Below are 24,882 nucleotides of genomic sequence, written 5' to 3' on the forward strand. Positions count from 1 at the left end.
TGCATCCATTATTCTTCCATTTCGTTTACCGATTTATTCTCGTTACATGTTCCGGGATTTTTCATGCATGCCGATTATCATGGCTTCCGCTAATACGTGACGCGGCAAGACTGGGGATAAATCCTCCAACGGAGGCGAGACCAAGGATCCATCAGGCTTCACTACCAGCGATAGTTTTGGAACAAACAATTGTTCTGGGTGCATGAATACCTCGCAAATAACAGGGCCATTCGCAGCCTGTACTTGACGCAATACTTCATCACAGTTTTCCCAATCACGAATCTGATAAGCTGGCATGTCAAACGCAGCGGCAACTTTGCTGAAATCAGGGCAAGAAACACCAGACTTCCGGTCGGTACCCACATAACCGTTTTTAAATAGAGAATTTTGGGTATGCTTTATCATTAAATATCCATCATTATTGAAAATGAATATCTTTATCGGTAATTGATGATGCGCGATAGTTTGCAACTCCTGCAGGTTCATCATGATGCCACCATCGCAATTCAGGCACATAACTTCACTGCGTTGGCCTGCGAACGAAGCACCAATTGCAGCAGGCAGGCCATAGCCCATTTCGCCTAGACCAGTCGATGTCATCAGGCGCTGTCCATCCCTGAGATCGAGAACCTGATGGCCGCACAATAAAGCAGTCCCCATATCTGTAACGATGACTTGATCAGGCTTCAAAAATGTATTCAATCGATCAATAAAACGATACGAATTGATGAAATTTTCTGAGTCAGCGTGTTCAGGACCAATCAATGGGAATTGTTCAAAATAGGTATCGCATTGTGTGATCCATTTGGTTTTCTTTCCGACATGATCCTTCTGGACTTTTTCAATCAATGCATCAATAAAATTCCCGGCATCGAAAACAATCGCCTGCTCAATGCGTGGTTTGAGTTTTATAGCTTCTTTTTCATCAATGTCGACTACGTCGATTCTCGCAGCTCGCGCCAGTTCTGACAAATCGTAACCTACCTGCGGAATAGCTAGCCGAGTGCCGATCGCCAATACGTAGTCGCTATTCTGGAGAATGAAATTGGCGCTGCGCTGGCCATAAACACCAGCCCTGCCATATACAAGCGAATGATTCGAACCGATCATGTCGATACCGGCCCATGAAACCAGCGACGGTACGCCAAGCAAGTCTAGTAATATAGGTAATTTCTTTTCTGCGCCAGCCAAACGTATACCGTTACCTAGCCAAAGTACGGGCCTTTCAGCCTTTCTCAAAGCGGCAATCACGCTGTCGAGCTGATCCCCCAAAAGCGTCATGTCAACAACAGCAGGAGCCGGAGGAACAAACGCAAGCATTTCGTCTCGCTCGATCATGGCAGATTGGATATCCATCGGAATTTCTATCCAGCAAGGGCCGGGGCGCTGATCCAAAGCAATAAAAGCCGCCTTTTCGATTTCAGAGCCAGCATCTTGAGGCCTCATAACGCGTTTAGCGTACTTGACCACCTTCTTAATCATGTCTACCGTGTCATATCCTTGCACACCCCACATCCGGTGGCTGTTCTCAGGGAATGTATGCTTGGAATGCTCATTCCCCGCAATGACGAGTCCTGGGATCGAGTCCGCCCACGCAGAAACCACACCGGTCACGCCGTTAGTGGAGCCAGCTCCTGTCGTAAGCAAACACGCAGCAAGTTTTCCGCAACTACGGTAATAAGTCTGCATCGCCATGCTGGCTGCTTGCTCATGGTGGACACAAACGATCTCGGTAAAACCACGACGGGTTATTGCTTCGAATAGATGTACATTACCTGCACCAATAATACCGAAAGCATGGGTAATTCCAAGGTTTTCTAGCGTTTCTGCAATGAGGTCGCTGACTTTATTTTTCATGATTAATAAGTATTGTTCTATTTCAAAAATTCACGCCAAAAAACTCTTCAATCTTGCTGATCGAGAAGTCCATCATTTCCTTGGTCAGGCCAGGGAAGACGCCAATCCACAAGGTATCGTGCATGATGCGGTCCGTATTCGTCAGCTCGCCCGAGACGCGGTAGTAACGCCCGATCATGTAGGGCTGCCGCGTCAGGTTACCGGCAAACAGCAGACGCGTACCGATCTTGTGCTGATCCAGGAAAGTCAGCAGGCTGACGCGGTCCACATTCGCTTCCGGGCGGATGGTGATCGGGAAACCGAACCAGGATGGATCGGAGTTCGGCGTCGCTTCCGGCAAGATCAGGAACTCTTCACAGTTTTTCAGACCCTCTTTCATGTAGACGAAGTTGTCCTTGCGCGCCTGCACAAAACCAGCCGCGCGGTCCATCTGCGCCAGGCCGCAGGCGGCCTGCATGTCGGTGATCTTCAGGTTGTAGCCCAGGTGGCTGTAGGTGTACTTGTGATCGTAGCCTTCCGGCAACGTGCCCAGCTTGCAGCAGAAACGCTGGCCGCAGGTATTGTCCTTGCCCGGCGCGCAATAGCAATCACGGCCCCAGTCGCGGAACGATTCGGCGATGGCTTTCAACTCAGGATTGTTGGTAAATACCGCGCCGCCTTCGCCCATCGTGATGTGATGCGCAGGATAGAAACTCATGGTGCCGATATCGCCAAAGGTGCCGCACATCTGGCCGTTGTAGGTGGCGCCCAGGGCGTCACAGCAATCTTCCACCAGCCACAGGTTGTACTTTTTACACAACGCTACGATGACTTCCAAATTGAACGGATTGCCCAGAGTATGGGCCAGCATGATGGCCTTGGTCTTGTCAGTGATGGCCGCTTCAATTTTCGAGGCATCGATGTTATAGGTGCCCAGCTCAACGTCGACGAAGACGGGTACAGCGCCAAACTGCAGGATGGGATTGACTGTAGTCGGAAAACCGGCCGCGACGCCGATGACTTCGTCACCAGGCTGGATAGCGCGCGCACCCAATTTTGGCGACGTCAGCGCCGAGAAGGCCACCAGGTTGGCCGACGAGCCCGAGTTCACCGTGATCAGGAATTCGACGCCGATGAACTTGGCCAGGCGCTTTTCAAATTCGTCATTGAAACGCCCCGTAGTCAACCAGGCGTCCAGCGAGGCTTCGACCATCAGACCCATCTCAGGCGCGCCAACGACTTTGCCGGCCGGTGGAATCACCGTCACGCCCGGTTCGAATGGTTTTGGCACGCTGGCCATTGCGCCGTATTGCGCCACCAGGGCAGCGATCTGTTCGCGGATTTGTTGTTGGGTCAGTTGTTCGCTCATGATACAGCCTTCAATTTGTTAAGTATTTTGATAAGTAGTGATTTGCGCCAGCGTCATTGCACGCATGTCGGCACCCTCGTCGCACGCTTTATGCCATTCAACAATTTTGGCGATGGTCTGGCCAATATCCCAGCGCGGATGCCAGCCCAGCTGGCCGCGCGCCTTGGAACAATCGAGTTTTAGATAGGTTGCCTCATGCGGATGGTCTTGGCCATCCAGCGACCAGGACGCGCCCGCGCCCCATTCTTGTGTCATGCGCTCGATAATCCATTCCACGGGTTTGGCATCGGTGTCGTGTGGACCGAAATTCCAGCCTTCGGCATGCACGGTGCCTTCCGTATGCAGCTTTTCCGCCAGGGTAAGGTAGCCGCTCAGCGGTTCGAGCACGTGCTGCCATGGACGTATCGCATGAGGGTTGCGGATCATGACGGACTCACCGGCGCCGATAGCGCGCAGCATGTCTGGAATCAAACGATCCATTGCCCAGTCGCCGCCACCGATGACATTACCAGCGCGGCCGCTCCCCAGGGCAATGCCGTGCTCCGCATATTTCTCCGCATTGAAGAAGGAACTGCGATAGCCGGCTGTGACGAGTTCGGCGCAACCCTTGCTATTACTGTAGGGATCGTAGCCGCCCATCGCTTCATTTTCGCGGTAGCCCCAGGGCCACTCACGGTTTTCATAGCACTTGTCACTGGTAACATTGACCACCGCGCGCACGCCTGGCGTGGCGCGCACGGCTTCGAGCACATTCACCACGCCCATTACGTTGGTGGAATACGTTTCCACCGGATTAACGTACGAGTAGCGCACCAGCGGCTGGGCGGCCATGTGAATGACAATGTCGGGGCGTGCGACAGCCATGGCACGCTTGACGGCGTCGCCATCGCGCACGTCACCGATGATCGACTGCATGCCACTGGCCACGTCGGCGACCTCAAACAGGCTGGGCGTCGTGGGCGCTTCCAGTGCGTAACCGGTCACGTCGGCGCCAAGCTGCTGCAGCCACAAACTGAGCCACCCGCCCTTGAAGCCGGTATGCCCGGTCAGGAAAACCCGTTTTCCTTGCCAGAATGCAGGATTCATCAATAAGCCTTCCAGGGGGCTTTACCCGACTGCCACAGTTCCTCCAAATGGACCTTGTCGCGCAAGGTATCCATTGGCTGCCAGAAACCATGGTGGAAGAATGCATCCAATTCTCCCTCTTCGGCCAAGCGCTCCAGCGGCTGCTTTTCCCAGGTAGTACTATCGCCTGCAATGTAATCGATGACTTTTGGCGACAAAACAAAATAACCTCCATTAATCCAGGCACCATCGCCTTGTGGCTTTTCCTGAAAACTGTTGATTTTCTGGCCATCCAGAATCAACGCACCAAAACGACCAGGTGGCTGGGTAGCCGTCAAGGTAGCCAGTTTGCCATGCGCTTTATGAAAAACGATTGATTCGCTGATGTTGACATCGCTAATGCCATCGCCATAGGTAAAGCAAAATGCGTCCTCGCCCTCCAGATACGATTTGACACGCTTCAAACGACCACCGGTCATTGTTTCATCACCGGTATCGACCAGCGTAACCTTCCACGGTTCCGCATTGCGCGTATGGACTTCCATCTGATTATTCTGCATATCGAATGTCACATCCGACGTATGCAAGAAATAATTGGCAAAATATTCCTTGATGACATAGCCTTTATAGCCGCAGCAAATAATGAAGTCATTGACGCCATGTGCAGAATAAGACTTCATGATATGCCACAGAATCGGCTTGCCGCCAATTTCCACCATTGGCTTTGGCTTTGTCGATGTTTCTTCGCTAATACGAGTTCCCAGCCCACCCGCCAGAATAACAGCTTTCATTTTCTTCCTTACTCATCCAAGTGCTAATGCACGCCATTCAAGGCATTTCAACTAATTATTTTTATTCTTCCATGCCATCCGCAATTCACTCCAACGATATCTGCTTTTTTCGTCTTTCGTGGAATGAAAATAAGCATCACGCAACAATGCGATCAGCATACCCAAAAATGCACCACCGACAAAACCTAACAAGATAATAATAATTCTTTTTGGTTTGGATTTTTTTTCCGCTGGAACTGCAACATCAAGAATCTGGATGATCGATGATTCTTTTGCCTCATCTATTTTCGCCAACTCGTATTGCTTCGAAAGCAGTTCAAATATCGCCTCCTGATATTTTACATTCCGCAATCTACGTATATATTCAATTCCCACTTCAGGAAGTTTTCCGGTTGGCACCATCAAGTCACCGTCACCAGATGATTTTCCAACTTTTAATTTTTCAAGTTGCGCCCGGTATCCTTGAATTTCACTTTGTAGACGCATCAGATCTGGATTGTTGCTTGTCGCAAAACTACGCATCGAATTCAGTTGCACCTCTTTCCCCGCGATAGTTCCTTCCAGCTGCGCAACACTACGAATGATTCCTTGAACTTGACCATCCGGCTGAAGCAAGCCTGTACTTTCCTGAGTTTTACGCAGTGCAATCTCAGCATCAGCCAGATCATCCTTCACCGCTAGCAACTGTTTCTCGAAAAACAGGCGGCGCTGTGCAGCATCAGAGATTGCAAGACCCTTGGTCAGATGGGTCAATTCAATCACGAAGGAATTAGCAAGCTCTGCTGCAAATTTTGCCTCCCTGTCTTCCACTAAAACAGAAATTGTTCCATTTTTATCGCTGGATACTGTTGAAAATAATTTCAACTTATTGCGCGCTTCATCAAGCGTTTCAACATCATAGCGTTTCTTCAAATCGAAACGATCAATCAATTTATCCGCGACTGTACGACTTTCCAGCATGCCAACATATAAATCGTTGGGGTTTTTCAAACCAGCAATATTTCCGGCTGCTCCAGCCAAGCCACCCAGCTGACCAAGCATAGCTGCGACGCCAGAACTCTGTTGCTGTTGTGGCGGCAAAATCACTGCTGTGGCGGAAAATTTAGGCACTATCAGGAATGCAATGGCAATGGCCAATATACCCGTTACCAAGGGAACAATCAAAATTGTCTTTTTTTGCCTAGCCAGCGCAGTCAGTATATCCAATAAGCTGATTTCATCATATTTTTCACCTATTACTGCTGGCGACACTTTATCTTTTAATTCTTCAATCATCTTTCTCTTTCAAAGGACAACCCAACATATTTGAAATGTTACCAAGGAACACCATTTATGGTGAATGCAACCAGTCCCGATGCCAACGGAAAAATTAGTCTTTCAATACTTTAAGACCTGCCGCACCAAGACCAAACTGATAAAAGATTGCGGTCCATTCCTTCAAACTCTGCATAAACGTACTGCGCTCAATCTTCTCCGGCACTACCACGGTATCGCCAGGATTCAACGCCGTACCGCCGAGGCCACCGAACCAGCCGGTGCCTTGGCCGCTTTGCGCCGTACCATCGGCACGAATCACGTACATTTCGGATTTATCCGCATTCGCGGTGATGCCGCCGGCTTGCTGCACATAGTCGTTGACCGTGCGCTGTGAACGGTAAACAAAAGCGTTTTGCTGGAAGACAGAGCCCAGCACATCCACGGTGCCGGGGCGGCGTGGGATCAGGATCGAGTCGCCGTCCTGCAAGGGCAAATCGGGCAGGTTTTTCACTTGCGTATCGACGCCCGGCAAATCGAGCACAATGCGGCCTTCCGCCTTGACGGTGCGCAGTTTTTGCACGATGCGGCGTTGCTGCTCCACTTCGGCCGCGGTCTTCGCTGCATTTTCCTTGTCGCCCGAGGCAGACATGCGCTGGGTGGCGTTCGATTCCAGGTCGCGCTCAAAGCGGTCGGCCACCTGGTTCAGTTTGATTTGCTGGGCGCGGCGTACGGATTCGCGGTTCAACTGGGTGGCGTACAGGTAGCCGTTTTCATTGGCGCCACCAACACGGGCGATCAGCTCGCGCAAGGTTTCACCTTTTTTCAACAAGAAAATACCGCTTTGCTTTGCTTCGCCAGCCACGCGCACATATTCATTCTGGATTTGTGCCTGCACGGGTACGGCGCCTGGTGCGAACACGCGCAGGATATCGGTCGGCTTGACGGCAATGCCGGCCAACTGGGTGCTGGAGATACCATTGTCGGCCACCAATTCCAGTACGGTTTTATATTGATTGTCGATGTTTTTTTCGACAACAACCTGCTTGGTTTCAGCAGCAGAATCAAAGCCGCCAGCCCAGCTCATCACATCGGCCAGAGTGGCGTTGCCTTTCAACTCAAAAATGGCCGGCTGCTTCACGCTACCGGTCAGGGCCACCAGCGGGCCCACTTCAGGAATATAGATCACGTCGCCATCGCGCAAGGTGACGTCGCGGCTCTTGTCGCCTTTGACCAGCATGTCATACAGGTCGAACGTCGTCACGGTATCCTTGCCGCGCTTGAGCTGGATATTGCGCATGCTGCCGGTAGCGTCCGGACCACCCGAGGTAAACAGGGCATTGAGCAGGGTGCTCATGGAATTCAAGGTATACGTGCCAGGGCGAACGGCATGGCCGACCACGTACACCTGCACGGCACGCGTTTGCGCGATGCTCGCCGTTAGGTCGAAATTGTTGTAGATTTTGCCAATGGCTTTCTTCAGGTAGCCCTGCAAATCCTTGTACTGCACGCCGCTGACCTTGATGGAGCCAACGCGTGGAATGAAAATCGCGCCGCTGCGGTCAACCGTGGCGCTGACGTCGATATCGACCATGCCCCAGCCGCGTACCTGCAACTCGTCGCCCGTACCGATCACGTATTCCTGGTTTACCTGGACGCCATCGAGCGGCGCAAAGGTGGATGGCACATCGCCGAAAAGATCCTTGCCAAAAATATTCAGTTTTTTGCCCGTCACGCCATCGACATATTCCTCAAAAGCGCCAACTGGCACATCGACCTCAGTACCCGCACCAACAACACTCCGTTTGCCGTTGCTGTTGACGGGGACGGGGACGGTTTTTGCCTGACGCTGCTCACCGCGGCCACTGCGAATACTTGGCAAGCTGCTGCCGCCCATTTCATTCGCCTGTGCACGGGAGATATCCGTACGAGGCATGTCATTCGCGCCAAGTTCCTGCTCCACGGCATAGGCAGAAGTTGCCCCCAGCAGGCAAGCCGAGAAAATCACGTGTTTCACAAAAGGCGAGGAAGTACGAAATTGCTTTTTCATGCTGGTCTTTGTCTGGATGAATGTTGTATGAGTAAAAGGGAGCGCCATGCGCGCTTAATACTTGCCCTGCCAGGTCACGCTGATTTCTTTCGGTCCGGGATTGATCGACAAACCCGATTTGCTCTGATCACGCTGCGCGTGCCACAGCCAGCTGCCCATGGCGTAGCCCAGGATGCCTCCAGCGACCGTGTCGGAGACCCAGTGCTTGCGGCCAAACACGCGGCCGGCGGAACCCACGGCGGCCACGCTGTACAACCATGGCGCATCGTATTCCTTGGCAAACGGCGTCACGGCAGCAAAGCCGATTGCCGCATGCGCGGATGGAAATGAGGAATTCGAGCGGGAACTGCCGCTGCCGACGCGGCTCCACGCTCCGAGGTCTTCCTCTGGACGGGCGCGGCCAAACGCATATTTTCCGGCCACTGCCAGACCCGTTGCCGCGGCAACCGATTGCAGGGAAATGAGTCCCGTATTTTGCATGCGCTCATCGCCCAGGGCGAAAGCAGCAGCCGCAGCGCCCACTGCCGCATAGGGCATGGCCTTGCCCAGCTTGTCCCAATTACGGTAGACCTTGGAATCCTCGTGCTTCTTGACGAAACGGTCGACGGGCTTGTCGCTCAAGGCGGAGGCCACCACCACGCCGCCGATCAGGGCCGTCGCCTTGACCCACTCGGCCGGTTGCGGCAAGGCGGAAGACGATTGCTCCAGGCGCGCGCGCATGGCGGGCCATGGGCTGACAAACGGCCGGTCCGGCGGATTGACGGCAGGCAGGTGCTGTTCGTCCGGCCGCTCGGCAAAATTACCCAGGCCATCGTAGCTGAGCATGTCGGCCCGCGGGCGCTCGAACATGTCGTACAGGTCGCCAGGCGAAGCGACCATTTGCCCCACATCGCGCGTCCATGGCGCAAGGGCAAAGCCGGCCGTCGATTGCGTGTCCATCGGCAACATGCTGTTCAGCGGCACGGACAGGAAGATGCCACGGTCCTGATACGGCTTCGACGGCGTGCCAGGGCTGGTGATGTCGTTGCCATTCGTATGCGTGTACCAGGCGCCGACCTCGATACCGGATTGGAAGCGGCGCTTGAATTCCATACGTACGCCCGTGTCTTTGGCCAGGAAGCGGCCGGCACGGGCCGTCACGGTTATGTCGTGCGGCAAGCGGTAATGCAGGGAACCGATCGCCGTTACCGTCTTGTAGTCGCGCGAGTCGAGCAAGCCCTTGTAGCCACGCTGCTGCAAGGCATCAACAGCCACGTCGGCCGCCCAGCGGCTATCCTTCGGCAGGTAAAGCACCTGACCACCCACGCCACGGTACATGTCTTCATACAGGCCGGCCGACATGCGGGTATACACGCGTTCGGCAGGATTGTTGTATTTATTCAGCAAGACGCGGCTCAGCGAGAAACGCCCACCGCGCAGATATTCCGCGATATCCGTACGCACGTGCGGCAAGTTGCTGTTCGATGGCTGCTTGACGCCCGATACCGTTTCCAGCAACTGCAGGCTGGCGGCGCTATTCAGGTACAGGCCGTCGCCCAGGCGGCGGTCGTAGTTGGCCACGGCCGAAATCGAATAGCGGAAGGCGCCGCTCGGGTCATTGAAGAAGAAGCCCACCTTGGGAGCGACCTTGAAGCGGTTCGCTTCCCGGTCCAGCGATTTGATTTGCACCACGTCGCCATCGACGCCTACGCCAACGGCCAGCTTGCCATCATCCTTCAAGACGTTGGCGGCCTTGGCGGGAGCAGGTACGGAAACGGCGGGAGCCGGCGCCATGGCAGTCGCGGAAGCCGCGGCAAGTACCGGCGCGGGAGCGGGAGCTGGTGCAGGTTCTGCGGCAACGACGGGTGCCGGCTTGTCGAGGAATTCCTGCAGCCAGCCTTGCTGATCGTCCCGGATGACATCGCTTTTTTCAGGATAGCGCAGCAGCACGACATCGAGGAAGGCCTTGCGGTCGATCTTGCCTGCCAAATAGTCATTTAATTTTGGCAAATCAAAGAATTCGTAGGTGGCGATTGGCTGGTCCAGCTTGGTATACGTGATGCGCAGGGTCGTCACGCCCTTCGGCGCGAAGGCGACAGCGGTACGCGCGGCCCGGCCAACGGCGCGGCCCATGTTAGAAATACGGCTGTTGGTCAGGCTCAGGCTGAGGACATTGCCTTCTTGCTCGACACGGATATTTTTGTAGTCCTGTTTTACCAGAGCATTGACCAGGTCGGCGCCATACACGGCGTCGCGGTGCCATTCTTCCCTGCTCGGCAGCGGTGGCGGATTCTTGTCGTCCACGAAATACGGTGGCTCATACACCTTGGGGATGAACTCGCGCTCGCCAAAGGGAATGCTGATAAAGGCGTTCACGCTGAACTGGTCGCGGCTGCGTGCCGCTTGCAAGGCAAGCCAGCCCCAGCGGTATTCCAGACCCACGGAGGCACCCTTGCGGCGCTTGCCCGCATTCGTTTCGCTGGCGCGGAAGTCGCGCAGATAATTGGTTGTGTCGTACTCGGCCACCACCGACCAGCGCGGCAGCACAGTCGGCGTCCAGCGCGCGCCGGCAAACACGCCATCCGGGCGTTTATGGGCATAGCCCAGGCTCGCTTCGATATTCTTGCTGGCGCCAAATGTCTTGGTGGCAACCACATATTGGCCCTTGAACAGCTCGGTACCGAACAAATCCGTCATGCCGACAGCAACGGAAGGCATCCACTCCGTTTCCGTCCACAGGCGCAATTTACCGTCGACGACTTTATCCTTGTAGCGGCCATAGCCACTGCCATATTCACCGGCCACATTGGTAAAACCAGGAATGCCCGTTATCGACACATAACGTCCCGTCATCTGCAGGAAAGGCAGGATATTCGCCGTCGCCCATAACTGGCCATACGGGCTGTCATAGCTATAGCCGACGCTGAAGGTGCCGTCCGTTTCCACCACGGCGCTAGGCATATTGATATAGCCAGATTGACCACCATGATTCGGCGTCGCGGCCATCACCGAAGGCGCGCCAAGCACCAAACAGCCACACCAAGTATATTTGATTGATTTTCTGAGTACGCTTAACAAATCCGGCTACCTAAAATATCCTGCGTCTGGAATTCCTGAGAATATATTCAGAAAATCAATGAGCTTGGGGAAATGTGAATGAAACGAAAAAAGGCCAACCGACGGGCATGTTGCAATGCCACGCATCAGTTCGCCACTAAGACTGAGCACTTCCGGACAGCAGATCGTTGCTTAATCATGCCTCAGGAATGTAGTTCGCAGAATTTTAACATTGTTTTCTTGTAGCAAATGCTTAACTTGTTTCCCTTGCGCCACACCTGTCTATGCACGGCAAACACCGCCTTCGACCCTGCTGCGGGCTGGAACAGTCACTTCAAACTGCCAAATACTTTGCCGATAATCTTGCTGCCATACGCGAGCGGATTACTGCGGATGGCTTTTTCTTCCTCGCCAATCATCAGGTACAGGCCGTCAAGCGCACGGTCCGTGACATAGCCTTCCACCGTCGATTGCTGCTGCGGCACCAGTCCTGTCTTGCCGATCTGGCTCATGGTGCTGTTGTACTTGCTGGCCAGACCCGAACGGTCGGTAACGGATTTCACGATGGGCAGGAATTTGACGGCCAGGGGTGCCGAGGTCTTCTGGCGGAAAAAGTCAGTCACCGACGTGTCGCCACCGGACAGGATATTTTTCGCATCGCTCACGCTCATCGATTTGACCGCGTCGAGCAGCAAGGGCTTGGCCATGGGCACTGCCGACTCGGCGGCACGGTTCATGGCCACCACTAGGTCGTCCAGTTGCTGGCCGCGGCCCGTCATTTTCAACAAGGGTTTGGCTTGCTCCAGGATGCCAGGCAACTTGATCTTGACCTTGTCATTGTTCAGGAAACCATTTTCGATGCCCAACTTGGCAACGGCGGCGGCCGATCCGGCTTCCAGCGCGGCCTTCAAGCCATTGCTGGCATCCTGGTTGCTGAGGGCATCCAGGGGGCCGGCGGCGCCTGCGCCGGACGACAACAACACCAGCGCACACAGGATGGCGGCCGAACGGCCAGTGGAAGGGTTCAGGCGCATAGTTTTCCTTTTCTAAATAATAGACAGACCACCTTTTGCTGGAACCTTAGCACATCAAAACTGCAAATACTGCAGCAATTTTTTGCGCTTGGGGGAAACAAGGGGTGCTACAGGTGGCGGAGGGGAAGGACTATACGGCACCTGCTGTTGTATCCGCGCACGCTAACGCCGGCTGTATGGCTTAGCCTGCTATCGCCGCCAGCTGTTCGCGCACCCGCGCCAGATCCGTCTCACGCATGCGCGCCGCTGTCTGGCGCAAGGATTTTTCCGCGCCGGCCACGCCGGCCGCCACGGCCATCGATAGCCAGATATACGCCTGCTGCAAATCGAGCGGGCCACCCTGGCCGCTGGCCGCCATCAGGCCCAGATTCATTTGTGCCCGCGCATGGCCCTGGCGCGCGGCCAGCGTGTACCAGTCCCAGGCGGCGGCATAATCCTGCGGCACATCCTGGCCATTGTCATGGCGCAGGCCCAGCGCAAACTGGGCCAGACTGTGGCCTTGCGCGGCGGCGCGGCAGTAACAGGCGCAGGCCAGCTGGCTGTCGGGCGCCGGGCCGTCGTCACGGTCATGCAACACGCCCTGCATGTATTGCGCCGGCGCGTAATCCTGCTCGGCGGCGCGGCGGTACCACTCCAGCGCCAGCGACAGATCCTGCGGCACGCCCTGGCCATGTTCATAACGCAGGCCCAGGTCGAACTGCGCCCGCACATGTCCCTGGTCAGCCGCCTTGCGATACCAGAAGATGGATTCCTGCGCATCGGCAGGCATGCCCTGTCCATGCTCATGCAGGAGTCCCAGCTGATACTGCGCGGCGGGAAAGCCCTGCTCTGCCGCCTGGCGGTAAAAGACCTGCGCCCGGGTATAGTCCTGCGCGCCATGTTCATGGTGCAGGCCCAGATTGTGCTGGGCCGCCGCGTGCCCCTGGCCAGCCGCCTTCACGTACCACTCGAGTGCCGTCTGTTTATCGCAGGGCACGCCCTGGCCATTGTCGTAGATCAGGCCCAGGTTGAACTGCGAACTGGCGTGGCCCTGCTCGGCCGCGCGCCGGTACCAGGTGATCGCCTGCCTGCTGTCCTGCGGCAGCACGTCGCCATTTTCATAGCGCAGCGCCAGGTTGAACTGGGCCGGCGCATAGCCTTGTTCGGCCGCCTTGCGCATCCAGGCCGTCGCCTGCTGGCGGTCCTGGCGCACGCCCTGGCCATTGTCGTAGCGCAGGCCCAGGTTGAACTGCGCCCGCGCATAGCCCTGTTCGGCCGCCTTGCGGTACCAGGCGATGGCTTGCACGAAGTCCTGCGGCACGCCCTTGCCATTGTCATACATCATGCCCAGATTGTTTTGCGCGCCCGCGTCGCCCTGTTCCGCCGCGCGGCTGAACCACAGCATGGCTAGCCCGCTATCTTGCGCGAGCCCCTGGCCCTTGGCATACAGCCAGCCCAGGTTGTATTGCGCCGCCGCGTAGCCCTGCTCGGCCGCCTGCTGGTACCAGTGCGCCGCCTGCGCAAAATCCTGCGCCACGCCCTGCCCTTTCTGGCACATCACGCCCAGGTTGTATTGCGCGTGTTCGAGCCCCTGCGCGGCGGCCAGGCCATACCAGTGCAGCGCCAGCGCATAGCTTTGTTCTATTCCCTGGCCATTGAAATACATGAAACCCAGGCTGTGCTGGGCGTTCGCATTGCCCTTCTCGGCCAGCCCTTTCAGGCGCAGGTAATCAGCTGTGTAATGCGCAGCCGTGGAATGCGCGGCCGTGTAGCGGGGAGCGGCAACTGGCATGGGTCAGGCCTCGATGGCCAGCGTCTGCGACAGCGCGGGGGCAGCATCGGCGATCAGGCGGTTCTGCTCCTGCAGCACGCCGATGAAGCTGCCCAGCGAAATGGGCCGGTGATACAGATAGCCCTGCATCGTGGTGCAGCCCTTGTCCTGCAGATAGCGCGCCTGCCCCTCCGTTTCCACGCCCTCGGCGATCAGGTGCAGGCCCAGGCCGCGCGCAATCGAGATGATGGCCAGGATGACGGGATAGTGTCCGTGCTCGTCGTGGATTTCCTTCACAAACGACTGGTCGATCTTGATCGTGTGGATGGGGAAGCGGTGCAGGTACGACAGCGAGGAATAGCCGGTGCCGAAATCGTCGATGGCCACCGACACACCCAGCTGGCACAGCTTGTTCAACTGCTCGATCGCATATTGCGGGTTGCGGATGCAGATGTTTTCCGTGATCTCCACTTCGATCTTTTCCGGCGCGATGCCATAGCGCGTCAGGGCGCCGCGCATCTTCTCGAAAAAGTCGCCCCGGTCCAGGTATTGCGGCGACAAATTGAGCGACAGGCGCACGGCTTCGCCGCCAGCCGCGTTCCACTGCACCAGGTCGCGGCACAGGGCCCCCAGCATCCAGTCCGAGATCGGCAGCATCAAGCCGTTTTCCTCGGCGAACGGCAAAAATTCGCCGGCCGTCAGCAAGCCCCGCTGCGGGTGATTCCAGCGCATCAGGCCTTCGGCGCCAACGATGCGGCCCGTCATCACGTCCACCTGCGGCTGGTAATACATCTCCAGCTGGTTCAGTTCCAGCGCCTTGCGCAGGCTCTGTTCGAGCGCGATCTTCTGGTGCGACACATCGAGCATGGACTCGTGATAAAAACTGTGGCCGTTCTTGCCCAGCGCCTTGACCTGGTACATGGCGATGTCGGCGTGGCGCAGCAGCTCGTCGATGGTCTCGCCGTCGCCCGGATAGATGGCGATGCCGATGGAGGCCGAAATATGCACCTGGTTGCCATCGAGGTCGAAGGGCTGGTGCAGGCATTCGAGGAATTTGTCGGCGATCAGGCGCGCATCCTGGCGGTCGCGCAGTTCCGGCAGCACGATGGTGAATTCATCGCCGCCCTGGCGCGCCAGGGTATCACCGCGGCGCAGACAATCCTTCAGGCGCAGCGCCACCTGCTGCAGCAACTCGTCGCCCTTGACGTGGCCCAGGGTATCGTTGACCAGTTTAAAACGGTCCAGGTCGATGAACATCACGGCCAGTTCCGTCAGCTTGCGCCGCGCCTGGATCACGGCCAGCCCCAGTCGGTCCTTGAACAGCATGCGGTTCGGCAGGTCCGTCAGGATGTCGTGATAGGCTTGGTAAGAGATGACTTCCTCGGCGCGCTTGCGGTCGGTGATGTCGCGCGCCACGCCGTAGGTACCGAAGTATTCCTGCTTTTTCGCTTCGTGATCGTGGCTGTGCACGCCGATCGAGTTGAGCGGGATCGTCATCAGGGTGTTGTTGAAGGTGCGGTCGCTACCGCTGCCGCTGTGGCACTTCAGGCGCAGCTCCACGTTGCGCGAGGCGCGCTCGTCGAGGCGGCGTTCATTGAAGGCATAGCGCGCCCGCTCCTGGTCCTCGTCGTGCACGAGGATGGAATAATGGCTGCCGATCAGCTCCTCGCGGCTAAAGCCCAGCAGCTGGTGCACCCTGTCATTGATGAAGGTGATGCGGCCTTCGTGATTCAGGGTATAGATGATGTCGGGCGAGCTGTCGACCAGGTAGCGGTACATCTTTTCCGAGTTTTCCAGCTGCAGCGCGATGCGCTCGTTTTCCAGCGCCAGCTTGCGCTTTTGCAGCGCGTTCTCCACCGTCTTGAGCAGCTCCTCGCGGCTATACGGCTTGCGCAGATAATCATAGGCGCCGCGCTTCAGGGCGCCGATGGCCGCCTCGATGCCGACGTCGCCGCTCATGACGATCACGTCGCCCTCGATACCGCGCCGGTTGATGTGGTCCATGATTTCATGGCCGCTCATGTCGGGCAGGCGCAAGTCCAGCAGGATCAGGTCGAAGCGCAGTTTCGACAACTGCGCCAGCGCCTCGCTGCCGCAGGTGGCCGTGTACAGCTGGTAGCCGCGGTCCTTCAGCAATTCGTGGAGGGAAGCGAGCAGACGGGGCTCGTCGTCGACCAGCAGGATGCGCGGGCTGTTTTCCAGGTCAAAGGGAATGGCGGAGGAGTTCATGGACGTTACGAAGACAAGGCGATATTGCCGGGCGCGGGAAGCGCGGCTGCAGCGCTCGCAGCCAAGGGAACGGGCAGCAGAATTTCAAACGAGGTGCCGGACTTGCTGCTGCGGCAGCCGATCACGCCATGCAGGCGGGTGACCAGGTCATGCACGATGGACAAGCCCAGGCCGTGATGCGCCCCTTCCTTGCTGCTGCGCACAGGGGAAAACAGATTGGCCAGCACTTCCGGCGCCAGACCGGTGCCATTGTCGCTGACGCACAATTCCAGATACAGGCGACGGTCGCGGTTGACGTGGCCACGGTTCGCCACTTCGATGCGCCCGCCATCAGGCAAGGCTTCGACGGCGTTTTTCAGCAGGTTGAGCAGGATTTGCTTGAGCATGTCGGCATCGGCCTCCACCTCGCATGGCGCGTCCTGCATGTGCGTGACCACCTCGATCTTCGGCGGCAGGAAATCGGTGGCGCGGAACAGGCGCAGCACATCGTCGACCACGCGCGCGCAATCGGTCGCGCCACTTACCGCTACCGGCTGCAGATCGGCCAGGCCGCTGATCAACTGGCCGACGCGGTCAATTTCCTCGTTCAGGATAGCCATCTCGCCGATGACCGGCTCCTGTTTCTCCAGCTTGTGATCGAGCACGCTCAGGTAGTTCTTGATGATGGACAGCGGGTTATTCACTTCATGCACGACGCGGCGCGACGCGGCGCGGTATTCCTCGGCCACATGATCGAGCTGACGCCGTGCCAGGCCGCGCGCGCTGAGGGCCGTTTCCAACGCCGTGGCGGCCTGGTTGGCATAGGCGCGCAGGAAACCCTCGCGCTTCTGGCAAGCGGGAATCTGCCACGCCGCCACGCCGCCAATCAACACGCCCAGGCTGCGCTGGCCTGCCACCAGCGGCACGCAGACCAGGCTGTCCGTGCCCAAGATGCGGAACAGCTGCTCCTCGACGATGCCCAGCGCCGGCAAGTCGCGTTTCAGGAAAGCCAGCTGACACTCCAGCGCCGAGGCGGCCAAGGGGCCGCCTTTGGCCAGCGGGATCGAGAATCCGGCCAGGCGCTGCTGATGTTCTCCCGCCGCCACGCCGATCAACGCATGGCCGGTGGGGTTTTGCAGCAGGATGACGGCAGTGTCGAAATCGAACAGGATGCGCGCCGAGCGCGTGATGGCTTCGAGCAGCTTGCTCTCGCCCTGTTGCCGGGCAAAGGTCTGCCCCACTTCGGAAACCAGCACCATGTTGCGCACTTCGTCGGACAGGCGCTGCTGCACCGGATCGATGGATGGCGGCGCATACGCGGGCGGCGTGGCGATATCGTCCGCGCCGGTCAGGTCGATGCCCAGGTGCTGTGCGGCCTGCGCCACCTGGCGCGCCACGCTGCCGGTCAGGTCTTCCAGTACCTCGACGTCCAGCGCACACAGGTTTGCCGCCTGCGTGATCGACTCCGCATCGTCGGCATGGCAGCACAGCAGGTGCGCCAGGCGCACGATGCGGATCAGGGGATGGCTCGCTTCCAGGCGCGCCAGCGGTTCATGGTGATACAGCACGCTGTCGGCCAGGAAGGAATCGAGATGCCAGCGCTCGATCAGCCAGGCGCCCGCTTCGGCATGCGTGATCTGCAAGGTGCGCTGCTCCACCGCGCACAGGGCGGCATCGTCGCGCGCCGTGAAATTGAACGCGTATTCCTTCGGCGCCGCGGCCAGCAAGGCCAGACGGCCCACGTTGTGCAGCAAGCCTGCCAGATACGCTTCCTCAACGTGCGGATACGCCATGGCCTTGGCCAAAGCGCGCGCCATGACGGCAGCCGATAGCGAACTTTTCCAGAAGGCGCGCAAATCCGTGCTGCCGGAATGGGGAAAGCTGTTGAAGGTCTGGAACACGGATTCGCTGATGACCAAGGTCTTGATCATGTCCGTGCCCAGCGACACGAGCGATTGCTCCAGGCTGACGACCTTGCTCTGGCGATGGTAGGCCGAGCTGTTGGCCACGCCGAGGATCTTGCTGGTCATGCCCGCATCCTTGGCGATCAGGGCGGCCAGCTCCGGCATGCCGGCATCGTCGGCCTGCAAGTGGGCGATCAGCTTGATGAGGATCTGCGGCATGGCCGGCAGGCGGGCAATCAGCAGGCGATTGCGAATATCTTGATCAGATTGATGCATCGTATCAGGCATTGCCGGTTCAAAAAGGATGAGCGCTTAGCAGCGAAGCGCGGCCACGTCAGAGGAATCCTCTACTCCTGTAACCCAAAAAAATGTCGCCTGAGAGGATGCCGGGAAAAAAGTCATCTTATCATAAGCGCCGAATATTACTTGCAATATAGAAAATTAAGTTGAAATAAATCCAGCGTTCTGCCATGGAAACTTATGCCTTGAAGGAACCCAGCAAACGGTGGCGGAAGCGCCGCGATATCAGCCACAGGGCCAGCGCCAGACCCGTAAACGCCAATTGGCCCGAGGCCAGCCACAGCACGGAACCGGACAGCAGCGGCGAGATCACGCCAGCCACCACGGCGCCCAGCAAGGTGCTGGCAAACGACTGGCACGAGGCCACCGTGCCGCGGATATGCGGGAACAGATCGAGCGCCAGCAAGGTCGCGCCCGGCCCCACCAGCGACATGCCGAAGGTGTAGAAGAACAGGGGCAGCACCGACAAGGGCAAGGATGGCGGCAGGAACAGGTGATACACGACATTGACGCTGGCGGCGCACAGCAGGAAGGCGAAGCCGATGCCGATCTGGCGCGCGAACGTGACCTTGCCGGCGATGCGGTTGGCCGCTGCGGCGCCCATGAAGATGCCGCTCACGCAGGGAATGAACAACCAGCCGAATTGCGATGGTCCCAGGCCCAACTGCTTGGGCAGCATTTCCGGCGCGGCCGTGATGAACAGGAACAGGCCCGCGAAATTGAGGGCGACGATGCCGGCCTTGATGTGGAACAGGGGCGAGCGCAGGATCTGGCCATAGCTCGAGGCCAGGAAGCGGGGATTGAACGGCTGGCGCTTTTCCATCGGCAGGGTTTCGGGCAGGCGCCAGTAGCAGAACGCCAGCAGCACCACCGTGTAAAAGGCGAGGAACAGGAAGATCGAGCGCCAGTCGAACCAGATGACGATCCAGCCGCCGAGAATCGGCGCCACGGCCGGGGCGATGGAAAAGATCATCGTCACCAGCGACAGCAGCCGCGCCGCCGCCGCATCGGCATACAGGTCGCGGATGATAGCGCGGCTGATCACCACGCCGGCGCCGGCCGAGACGCCCTGCATGATGCGGAAGAACCACAGATAGTGCACCGTGTGCGCCGAAGCGCAGCCGAGCGAGCCGATGGCAAACATCAGCAAGGACACGAGAATGACGTTGCGCCGGCCGAAGGTATCCGAGATCGCGCCATGCCACAGCACCATGCCGGCAAAGGCCAGCATGTAGAACGTCAGCGACTGCTGCACTTCCAGCGGCGAGGCTTGCAGCGAACCCTGGATCGCGCCAAACGCTGGCAGATAGGTGTCGATCGACAGGGGCCCCAGCATCGACAGCCCGGCCAGCATCATGGCCAGCGCACCGCGGCTCAGCGGCGCCATGTGGCTCGGTGTGGGAGGCGGAACGGGCGTGACCGGGTCGGGCGGCACATCGGCCGGAGGCGTGGGAAACATGGCGGATCCAAAGTGGCGCGCGGACCGGTTACGGTCCGCGCGCGGGGTGACTGCGGGTGTCTTGCGGTGAACGCTTACTGCTGTGGCTTGGGCTTGGCTTCTTCGCGGCGGTTGTACCCCGCGACCATGTCAAAGCGGAACAAACGGCATTCCAGCGCGCCGTTGAAGAATGGCGTCTTGCGCGCTTCTTTCAAACGCAGCAGCTTGGGCAGGCCCAGGTCGGCCGTGAACAGGAACACGGTCCAGCCGGCGAAACGCTGCTTCAGGGTCGTGCCCATGGCCGAATAGAAGGACGTCGACAGTTCATCTTCCGGGATGGTGCTGTCGCCACGCACGCCGATACGCTCGCCATACGGCGGGTTGGTCAGCATGATGCCAGGCACGTCGCTTGGCGGCTTGACTTCCTGCGCTTCGATCTGTTTCAAAGGCACGTCGAAACGCACGCCGGCGCAGCGCAGGTTATGGCGCGTCATGGCGACCATGTCGCCCGAAATGTCGCTGCCGAAAATGGTCGGTTCAGCCGGCAGCGGATTGACCTTGATGGCGTTTTTCATGGCATTCCACGGTGCCGGATCGAAGTCGTGGAAGTTTTCAAAGGCGAACTGGCGCGAGGCGCCCGGCGGAATCCCCTGCAGCATCTGCGCCGCTTCGGCCAGGATGGTACCGGAACCGCACATCGGGTCGAACAGCACCATGCCAGGCTTCCAGCCCGATACGCGCAGCAGGCCGGCGGCCAGGTTTTCGCGCAGCGGCGCGTCGCCCGTCTCTTCACGCCAGCCGCGCTTGAACAGGGCTTCGCCCGAAGTGTCGAGGTAGACGGTAAACGTGTGTGCGTCGAGGAAGCCGACGATACGCATGTCCGGCGTCTTGGTGTTGACCGATGGACGCTCGTTGAACTGGTCGCGGAAGCGGTCGCAGATCGCATCCTTGATTTTCAAGGTCGTGAATTCCAGGCTGCGCAGCGGCGATTTCACGGCCGTGACGTCGACGCGGATCGTGTGGTGCACGCCGAACCAGTCTTCCCAGGATTGCGCCAGGGTCAGATCATAAATATCGTTTTCCGTCTTGTAGCCGGAATGGGCCATGCGCATCAGCACGCGCGAAGCGATACGCGAATGCAGGTTGATGCGGTAGGAGTCCAGCAGGTCGCCCGAGCAGTGTACGCCGCCCGGTACCTGGTTATGGACCTTCATGGTCGAACTATCCTGGGCGATCTCGCCCAGTTCCTCGGCCAGCGCCGCTTCCATGCCGCGCGGGCATGGGCAAAAATATGAAGCCATGGTTGGTGTACCCTTATTCCATTGTGTTGAACGCCCGCTAAATTACAGGCGCTGTTTGCTACGTTAAAAAATACTACGTTAAAAAACTGCTATTCCTTGACTACCCTGCCAGCGCCCGCTCGACAAAATCGAGGCGGTCCTGGCCCCAGTACCCTTCGCCATCGACGATGTACCACGGCGAACCGAACACGCTGGCGGCGGTGGCCGCTTCCGTATTGGCATCGTATTCGGCCTGCACGCTGGCCGTTTCCGACGTTTTCAGCAACTGGCGGCCATCGAAACCGGCATCAAGCGCGATCTGCACCAGGGTTTCCTCGTCGCCGATGTTGCGCTCTTCAGCCCACAGGCCGCGCATGATGGCGTGGGCCAGGTTCAGCGATGCCTCCACGCCGTGCGCCAGGCGCGTGGCGATGATCAGCTTGGCCGAGGCTTCCGGCGACACGGGGAAAAACTTTGGCTGCAAGGTCAATGGCACTTGCAAAAAGGCCGACCAGCGCGCCAGTTCGGCCAGGCGATACGCCTGGCGCTGCGGTGCGCGCTTGGCCAGCGGCAGGCCGCCCGAAACGCTGAAAACCTTGCCCAGGTCGAAAGGGCGCACGTCGATCTGCGCGCCCGTCTTTGCGGCGATGGCCATCAGGCGCGCGTGCCCCAGGTAGGTCCATGGCGAGTGGGGGGCGAAGAAATACTGCACGACTTTGCTCTGACTTGCACTCATCTCGACTCCCTTAGAAAGGCTTGACCACGACCAGCACGACGACGGCCAGCAGCATCACTACCGGCACTTCATTAAACCAGCGAAACCAGGTATGGCTGCGCTTGTTGAGACCTTTTTCAAACTTGCGCAGGATGGAACCGCAGGCGTGGTGGTAGCCGAGCAGCAGCACTACGAACGTCAGCTTGGCGTGCATCCAGCCCGGCATCTTCATGCGGCCTTCGCCCCCACCGTACAGCATCCACATCAACGCCAGCCCCAGCACCATGGCCGGCAGCGCCAGCAGGGACATGAAGCGGTACAGCTTGCGCGCCATCAGCAGCAGGCGCTCGGTGGCCACCGTTTCCGTCTCCATCGCCAGGTTCACGAAAATGCGCGGCAAATAAAACAGGCCGGCAAACCAGGACATGACGAAGATGATGTGGAAGGCTTTGGTCCAGAGAAAGAGCATGGGGTTCCCAGTGTCAGAGGTATCGAAAAAGGAGAGCGCGGGCCGCCTCGTGAGCCGCCCGCGAAAGAGACTATTTGCGTACTTCGCCGTGGCCAAAGACCACGTACTTGAGCGAGGTCAGGCCTTCCAGTCCCACCGGACCGCGCGCATGCAGCTTGTCGTTCGAGATGCCGATCTCGGCCCCCAGTCCATATTCAAAACCGTCGGCGAAACGCGTCGACGCGTTCACCATCACCGAGGCGGAATCGACTTCGCGCAGGAAGCGCAGCGCATCGCTGTAGTCTTCCGTGATGATAGCTTCCGTGTGCTTGGACGAATACTGGTTGATGTGGTCCATCGCTTCGTCGATGCCGTCGACCACTTTCACCGACAGGATGGCGGCCAGGTATTCGGTGCGCCAGTCTTCCTCGGTGGCGGGCACCAGGTGCGGATAAGCAGCGGCGGCCAGGATCGCATGGCTTTCCGGATCGGCGCGCAGTTCCACCTGCTTGGTCATGTAAAGCTCCGCCAGTTGCGGCAGCACGGTAGCGGCGATGGCGCGCGACACCAGCAGGGTTTCCATGGTGTTGCAGGTGCCGTAGCGGTGGCACTTCGCGTTGAAGCCGATATCGACCGCCTTCCCGATATCGGCCTTGGCGTCGATGTAGACGTGGCAGATGCCATCGAGGTGCTTGATCATCGGCACGGTGGCCTCGTTCATCAGGCGCGCGATCAGGCCCTTGCCGCCGCGCGGCACGATGACGTCCACGTACTGCGGCATGGTGATGAGAAAGCCGACGGCAGCGCGGTCGGTGGTGTCGATGACTTGCACCGCATCGGCTGGCAGGCCGGCGCCAGCCAGCCCTTCCTGTACCAGCTTGGCCAGCGCGCGGTTGCAATGGATGGCTTCCGAGCCGCCGCGCAAAATCGTCGCGTTGCCGCTCTTGATGCACAGGCCGGCCGCGTCCACCGTCACGTTCGGACGCGCCTCATAGATGATGCCGATGACGCCGAGCGGCACGCGCATCTGGCCCACCTGGATGCCCGTCGGACGGAATTTCATGTTCGAGATCTCGCCGATCGGATCGGCCAGCGCGACGATTTGCGTCAAGCCTTCGACCATGGTGGCGATGGCGGCGTCGGACAGGGTCAGGCGGTCGAGCATGGCCGGCGCCAGGCCGGCGGCAGCGGCCGCGTCGAGGTCGCGCTGGTTGGCCGCGCGCAGCAGATCGGCATCGCGCACGATGGCGGCGGCGATCAGGCTCAAGGCGCGGTTGCGCGTGGCGCTGTCGGCACGCGCCATGGCGCGCGAGGCGGCGCGCGCGCGCGCGCCCACGTCCTGCATATATTCTGTGATGTCCATGCTCGTATCCATAGTGTAAAAAAACTAGCCTCGGGCGATCTTCAGGCCCAACCGCAGCATGGCATCCCAGGCATCGCCCGCGTAGCCCTTGGCGCGCAAGCCCTTGATCATCTTGTCCACCTGCGCCGCCTGCTGCAACGCCGCTTCCAGCACGGGTAGCGAAATGCGCCGCAGGGCCGGTTCCATCATCCGCTCGCGCGGACCCCAGATGCGGTATTCCTTCAGCAGCGCGCCCAATGGACGCCCTTGCGCCATGCCGGCCTTCAATTTTAACAGCGTGCGAATTTCTTCGGAGACGGCCCACAAGACCAGCGGCAGCGCCTCACCCTCGCCTTTCAAGCCTTCGAGCATGCGCACCAGGCGCGCCGGGTCACCGGCCAGCATGGCTTCGGACAGCTTGAAGACATCGTAGCGGGCCACGTTCAGTACCGCGTCCTGCACTTGTTCATACGTCAGCTTGCCCGCGGCATGCAGCAAGCCCAGTTTCTGGATTTCCTGGTGTGCCGCCAGCAAGTTACCTTCCACCCGTTCGGCGATGAAGTCGATGCTGGCCCGTTCGGCACTTTGCCCCTGCGCGGCCAGGCGCTGGGATATCCAGGCAGGCAACTGCGCCCGCTCCACATTCGGAATCTCGATATACACGGCCGCCTGCTGCAGGCTGGCGACCCAGGCCGCCTTCTGCGTCGCCCAGTCCAGCTTGGGCAAGGTGATCAGGGTCAGGTTGTCGGGACTGAGGTTTTTCGCGTAACTTTGCAGCGCCGCGCCGCCATCCTTGCCCGGCTTGCCGGTGGGGATGCGCAGCTCGATCATTTTCTTGTCCCCGAACAGCGACAGCTCCTGGTTCGCCGCCAGCAGTTCGCCCCACTTGAAGCTGCGCTCCACCGTCAGCACATCGCGCTCGGAGTAACCCTGCGCGCGCGCCGCGCGGCGGATCTTGTCGGCCGCTTCCAGCGCCAGCAGGTGTTCGTCGCTGCTGATCACATACAGCTGCGCCAGCGGCTTGGCCACATGCCCATCGAGCGCGTCTATCCGCAATTGCAT

The 24,882-nt window shown here is 58.7% G+C and carries 17 protein-coding genes; all 17 read right to left on the bottom strand.

Annotated elements, in window-relative coordinates; translation table 11 throughout:
• Window positions 1-42: 42 nt before the first annotated feature.
• Window positions 43-1,857: a thiamine pyrophosphate-binding protein gene (locus ACQ4WY_RS12415; RefSeq protein ID WP_436504241.1), complete on the bottom strand. Its 1,815-nt coding sequence runs from the start codon at window positions 1,855-1,857 to the stop codon at window positions 43-45.
• A 22-nt stretch (window positions 1,858-1,879) separates the two neighbouring features.
• The gene (gene rfbH / locus ACQ4WY_RS12420; protein WP_436504243.1) at window positions 1,880-3,205 is read right to left on the bottom strand and encodes a lipopolysaccharide biosynthesis protein RfbH; all 1,326 of its coding nucleotides are present in this window, start codon (window positions 3,203-3,205) and stop codon (window positions 1,880-1,882) included.
• An 18-nt stretch (window positions 3,206-3,223) separates the two neighbouring features.
• On the bottom strand, window positions 3,224-4,291 hold the full coding sequence (gene rfbG, locus ACQ4WY_RS12425; protein WP_436504245.1) for a CDP-glucose 4,6-dehydratase: 1,068 nt from the start codon (window positions 4,289-4,291) through the stop codon (window positions 3,224-3,226).
• A complete protein-coding gene (gene rfbF, locus ACQ4WY_RS12430; RefSeq protein ID WP_436504247.1) occupies window positions 4,291-5,061 on the bottom strand; it encodes a glucose-1-phosphate cytidylyltransferase in 771 nt (256 codons plus the stop codon). Before rfbF ends, rfbG begins: the two co-directional genes overlap by 1 nt.
• Window positions 5,062-5,112: 51 nt before the next feature.
• Window positions 5,113-6,336: a GumC family protein gene (locus tag ACQ4WY_RS12435; RefSeq protein WP_436504249.1), complete on the bottom strand. Its 1,224-nt coding sequence runs from the start codon at window positions 6,334-6,336 to the stop codon at window positions 5,113-5,115.
• A gap of 94 nt (window positions 6,337-6,430) precedes the next feature.
• Window positions 6,431-8,365, bottom strand: coding sequence for an SLBB domain-containing protein (locus tag ACQ4WY_RS12440; protein WP_436504251.1), 1,935 nt, complete (start codon window positions 8,363-8,365; stop codon window positions 6,431-6,433).
• A 54-nt stretch (window positions 8,366-8,419) separates the two neighbouring features.
• Window positions 8,420-11,350 (bottom strand): YjbH domain-containing protein, encoded by a 2,931-nt coding sequence (locus ACQ4WY_RS12445; protein ID WP_436504253.1) that lies wholly within the window; start codon window positions 11,348-11,350, stop codon window positions 8,420-8,422.
• 380 nt (window positions 11,351-11,730) lie between these two features.
• The gene (locus ACQ4WY_RS12450; protein WP_436504255.1) at window positions 11,731-12,435 is read right to left on the bottom strand and encodes a DUF4197 domain-containing protein; all 705 of its coding nucleotides are present in this window, start codon (window positions 12,433-12,435) and stop codon (window positions 11,731-11,733) included.
• Window positions 12,436-12,616: 181 nt separating this feature from the next.
• The gene (locus tag ACQ4WY_RS12455) at window positions 12,617-14,206 is read right to left on the bottom strand and encodes an SEL1-like repeat protein (protein ID WP_436504257.1); all 1,590 of its coding nucleotides are present in this window, start codon (window positions 14,204-14,206) and stop codon (window positions 12,617-12,619) included.
• 3 nt (window positions 14,207-14,209) lie between these two features.
• Entirely contained in the window at window positions 14,210-16,414 is a 2,205-nt protein-coding gene (locus tag ACQ4WY_RS12460; RefSeq protein ID WP_436504259.1) for an EAL domain-containing response regulator, read from the bottom strand.
• A 5-nt stretch (window positions 16,415-16,419) separates the two neighbouring features.
• Entirely contained in the window at window positions 16,420-18,573 is a 2,154-nt protein-coding gene (locus ACQ4WY_RS12465) for an HDOD domain-containing protein (protein ID WP_436504261.1), read from the bottom strand.
• 202 nt (window positions 18,574-18,775) lie between these two features.
• Window positions 18,776-20,056 (bottom strand): multidrug effflux MFS transporter, encoded by a 1,281-nt coding sequence (locus ACQ4WY_RS12470; protein ID WP_436504262.1) that lies wholly within the window; start codon window positions 20,054-20,056, stop codon window positions 18,776-18,778.
• A 74-nt stretch (window positions 20,057-20,130) separates the two neighbouring features.
• Window positions 20,131-21,336: a THUMP domain-containing class I SAM-dependent RNA methyltransferase gene (locus tag ACQ4WY_RS12475; RefSeq protein WP_374106359.1), complete on the bottom strand. Its 1,206-nt coding sequence runs from the start codon at window positions 21,334-21,336 to the stop codon at window positions 20,131-20,133.
• A 100-nt stretch (window positions 21,337-21,436) separates the two neighbouring features.
• Window positions 21,437-22,051, bottom strand: a complete 615-nt coding sequence (locus ACQ4WY_RS12480; protein ID WP_251351286.1) for a 2-hydroxychromene-2-carboxylate isomerase — start codon at window positions 22,049-22,051, stop codon at window positions 21,437-21,439.
• A 10-nt stretch (window positions 22,052-22,061) separates the two neighbouring features.
• The gene (locus ACQ4WY_RS12485) at window positions 22,062-22,499 is read right to left on the bottom strand and encodes a CopD family protein (RefSeq protein WP_034745744.1); all 438 of its coding nucleotides are present in this window, start codon (window positions 22,497-22,499) and stop codon (window positions 22,062-22,064) included.
• Between the two features lie 70 nt (window positions 22,500-22,569).
• A complete protein-coding gene (locus ACQ4WY_RS12490; protein ID WP_436504263.1) occupies window positions 22,570-23,841 on the bottom strand; it encodes a glutamate-5-semialdehyde dehydrogenase in 1,272 nt (423 codons plus the stop codon).
• Window positions 23,842-23,865: 24 nt separating this feature from the next.
• Window positions 23,866-24,882: a DNA polymerase III subunit delta gene (gene holA / locus ACQ4WY_RS12495; RefSeq protein ID WP_436504264.1), complete on the bottom strand. Its 1,017-nt coding sequence runs from the start codon at window positions 24,880-24,882 to the stop codon at window positions 23,866-23,868.

The organism is Janthinobacterium salmonicoloratum, from assembly GCF_051380845.1.
In the GTDB taxonomy this organism is placed as follows: Bacteria; Pseudomonadota; Gammaproteobacteria; order Burkholderiales; family Burkholderiaceae_D; genus Janthinobacterium; species Janthinobacterium lividum_F.

Excerpts from the sequence above, each read along its gene's own strand:
- ACQ4WY_RS12485 (WP_034745744.1), bottom strand. The coding sequence starts at position 22,499 with ATGCTCTTTCTCTGGACCAAAGCCTTCCACATCATCTTCGTCATGTCC.
- ACQ4WY_RS12465 (WP_436504261.1), bottom strand. The coding sequence starts at position 18,573 with ATGCATCAATCTGATCAAGATATTCGCAATCGCCTGCTGATTGCCCGC.
- ACQ4WY_RS12440 (WP_436504251.1), bottom strand. The coding sequence starts at position 8,365 with ATGAAAAAGCAATTTCGTACTTCCTCGCCTTTTGTGAAACACGTGATT.
- rfbH (WP_436504243.1), bottom strand. The coding sequence starts at position 3,205 with ATGAGCGAACAACTGACCCAACAACAAATCCGCGAACAGATCGCTGCC.
- rfbG (WP_436504245.1), bottom strand. The coding sequence starts at position 4,291 with ATGAATCCTGCATTCTGGCAAGGAAAACGGGTTTTCCTGACCGGGCAT.
- ACQ4WY_RS12490 (WP_436504263.1), bottom strand. The coding sequence starts at position 23,841 with ATGGACATCACAGAATATATGCAGGACGTGGGCGCGCGCGCGCGCGCC.
- ACQ4WY_RS12415 (WP_436504241.1), bottom strand. The coding sequence starts at position 1,857 with ATGAAAAATAAAGTCAGCGACCTCATTGCAGAAACGCTAGAAAACCTT.
- ACQ4WY_RS12480 (WP_251351286.1), bottom strand. The coding sequence starts at position 22,051 with ATGAGTGCAAGTCAGAGCAAAGTCGTGCAGTATTTCTTCGCCCCCCAC.
- ACQ4WY_RS12445 (WP_436504253.1), bottom strand. The coding sequence starts at position 11,350 with ATGGCCGCGACGCCGAATCATGGTGGTCAATCTGGCTATATCAATATG.
- ACQ4WY_RS12435 (WP_436504249.1), bottom strand. The coding sequence starts at position 6,336 with ATGATTGAAGAATTAAAAGATAAAGTGTCGCCAGCAGTAATAGGTGAA.
- ACQ4WY_RS12470 (WP_436504262.1), bottom strand. The coding sequence starts at position 20,056 with ATGTTTCCCACGCCTCCGGCCGATGTGCCGCCCGACCCGGTCACGCCC.
- ACQ4WY_RS12455 (WP_436504257.1), bottom strand. The coding sequence starts at position 14,206 with ATGCCAGTTGCCGCTCCCCGCTACACGGCCGCGCATTCCACGGCTGCG.
- ACQ4WY_RS12450 (WP_436504255.1), bottom strand. The coding sequence starts at position 12,435 with ATGCGCCTGAACCCTTCCACTGGCCGTTCGGCCGCCATCCTGTGTGCG.
- holA (WP_436504264.1), bottom strand. The coding sequence starts at position 24,882 with ATGCAATTGCGGATAGACGCGCTCGATGGGCATGTGGCCAAGCCGCTG.
- ACQ4WY_RS12475 (WP_374106359.1), bottom strand. The coding sequence starts at position 21,336 with ATGGCTTCATATTTTTGCCCATGCCCGCGCGGCATGGAAGCGGCGCTG.
- rfbF (WP_436504247.1), bottom strand. The coding sequence starts at position 5,061 with ATGAAAGCTGTTATTCTGGCGGGTGGGCTGGGAACTCGTATTAGCGAA.
- ACQ4WY_RS12460 (WP_436504259.1), bottom strand. The coding sequence starts at position 16,414 with ATGAACTCCTCCGCCATTCCCTTTGACCTGGAAAACAGCCCGCGCATC.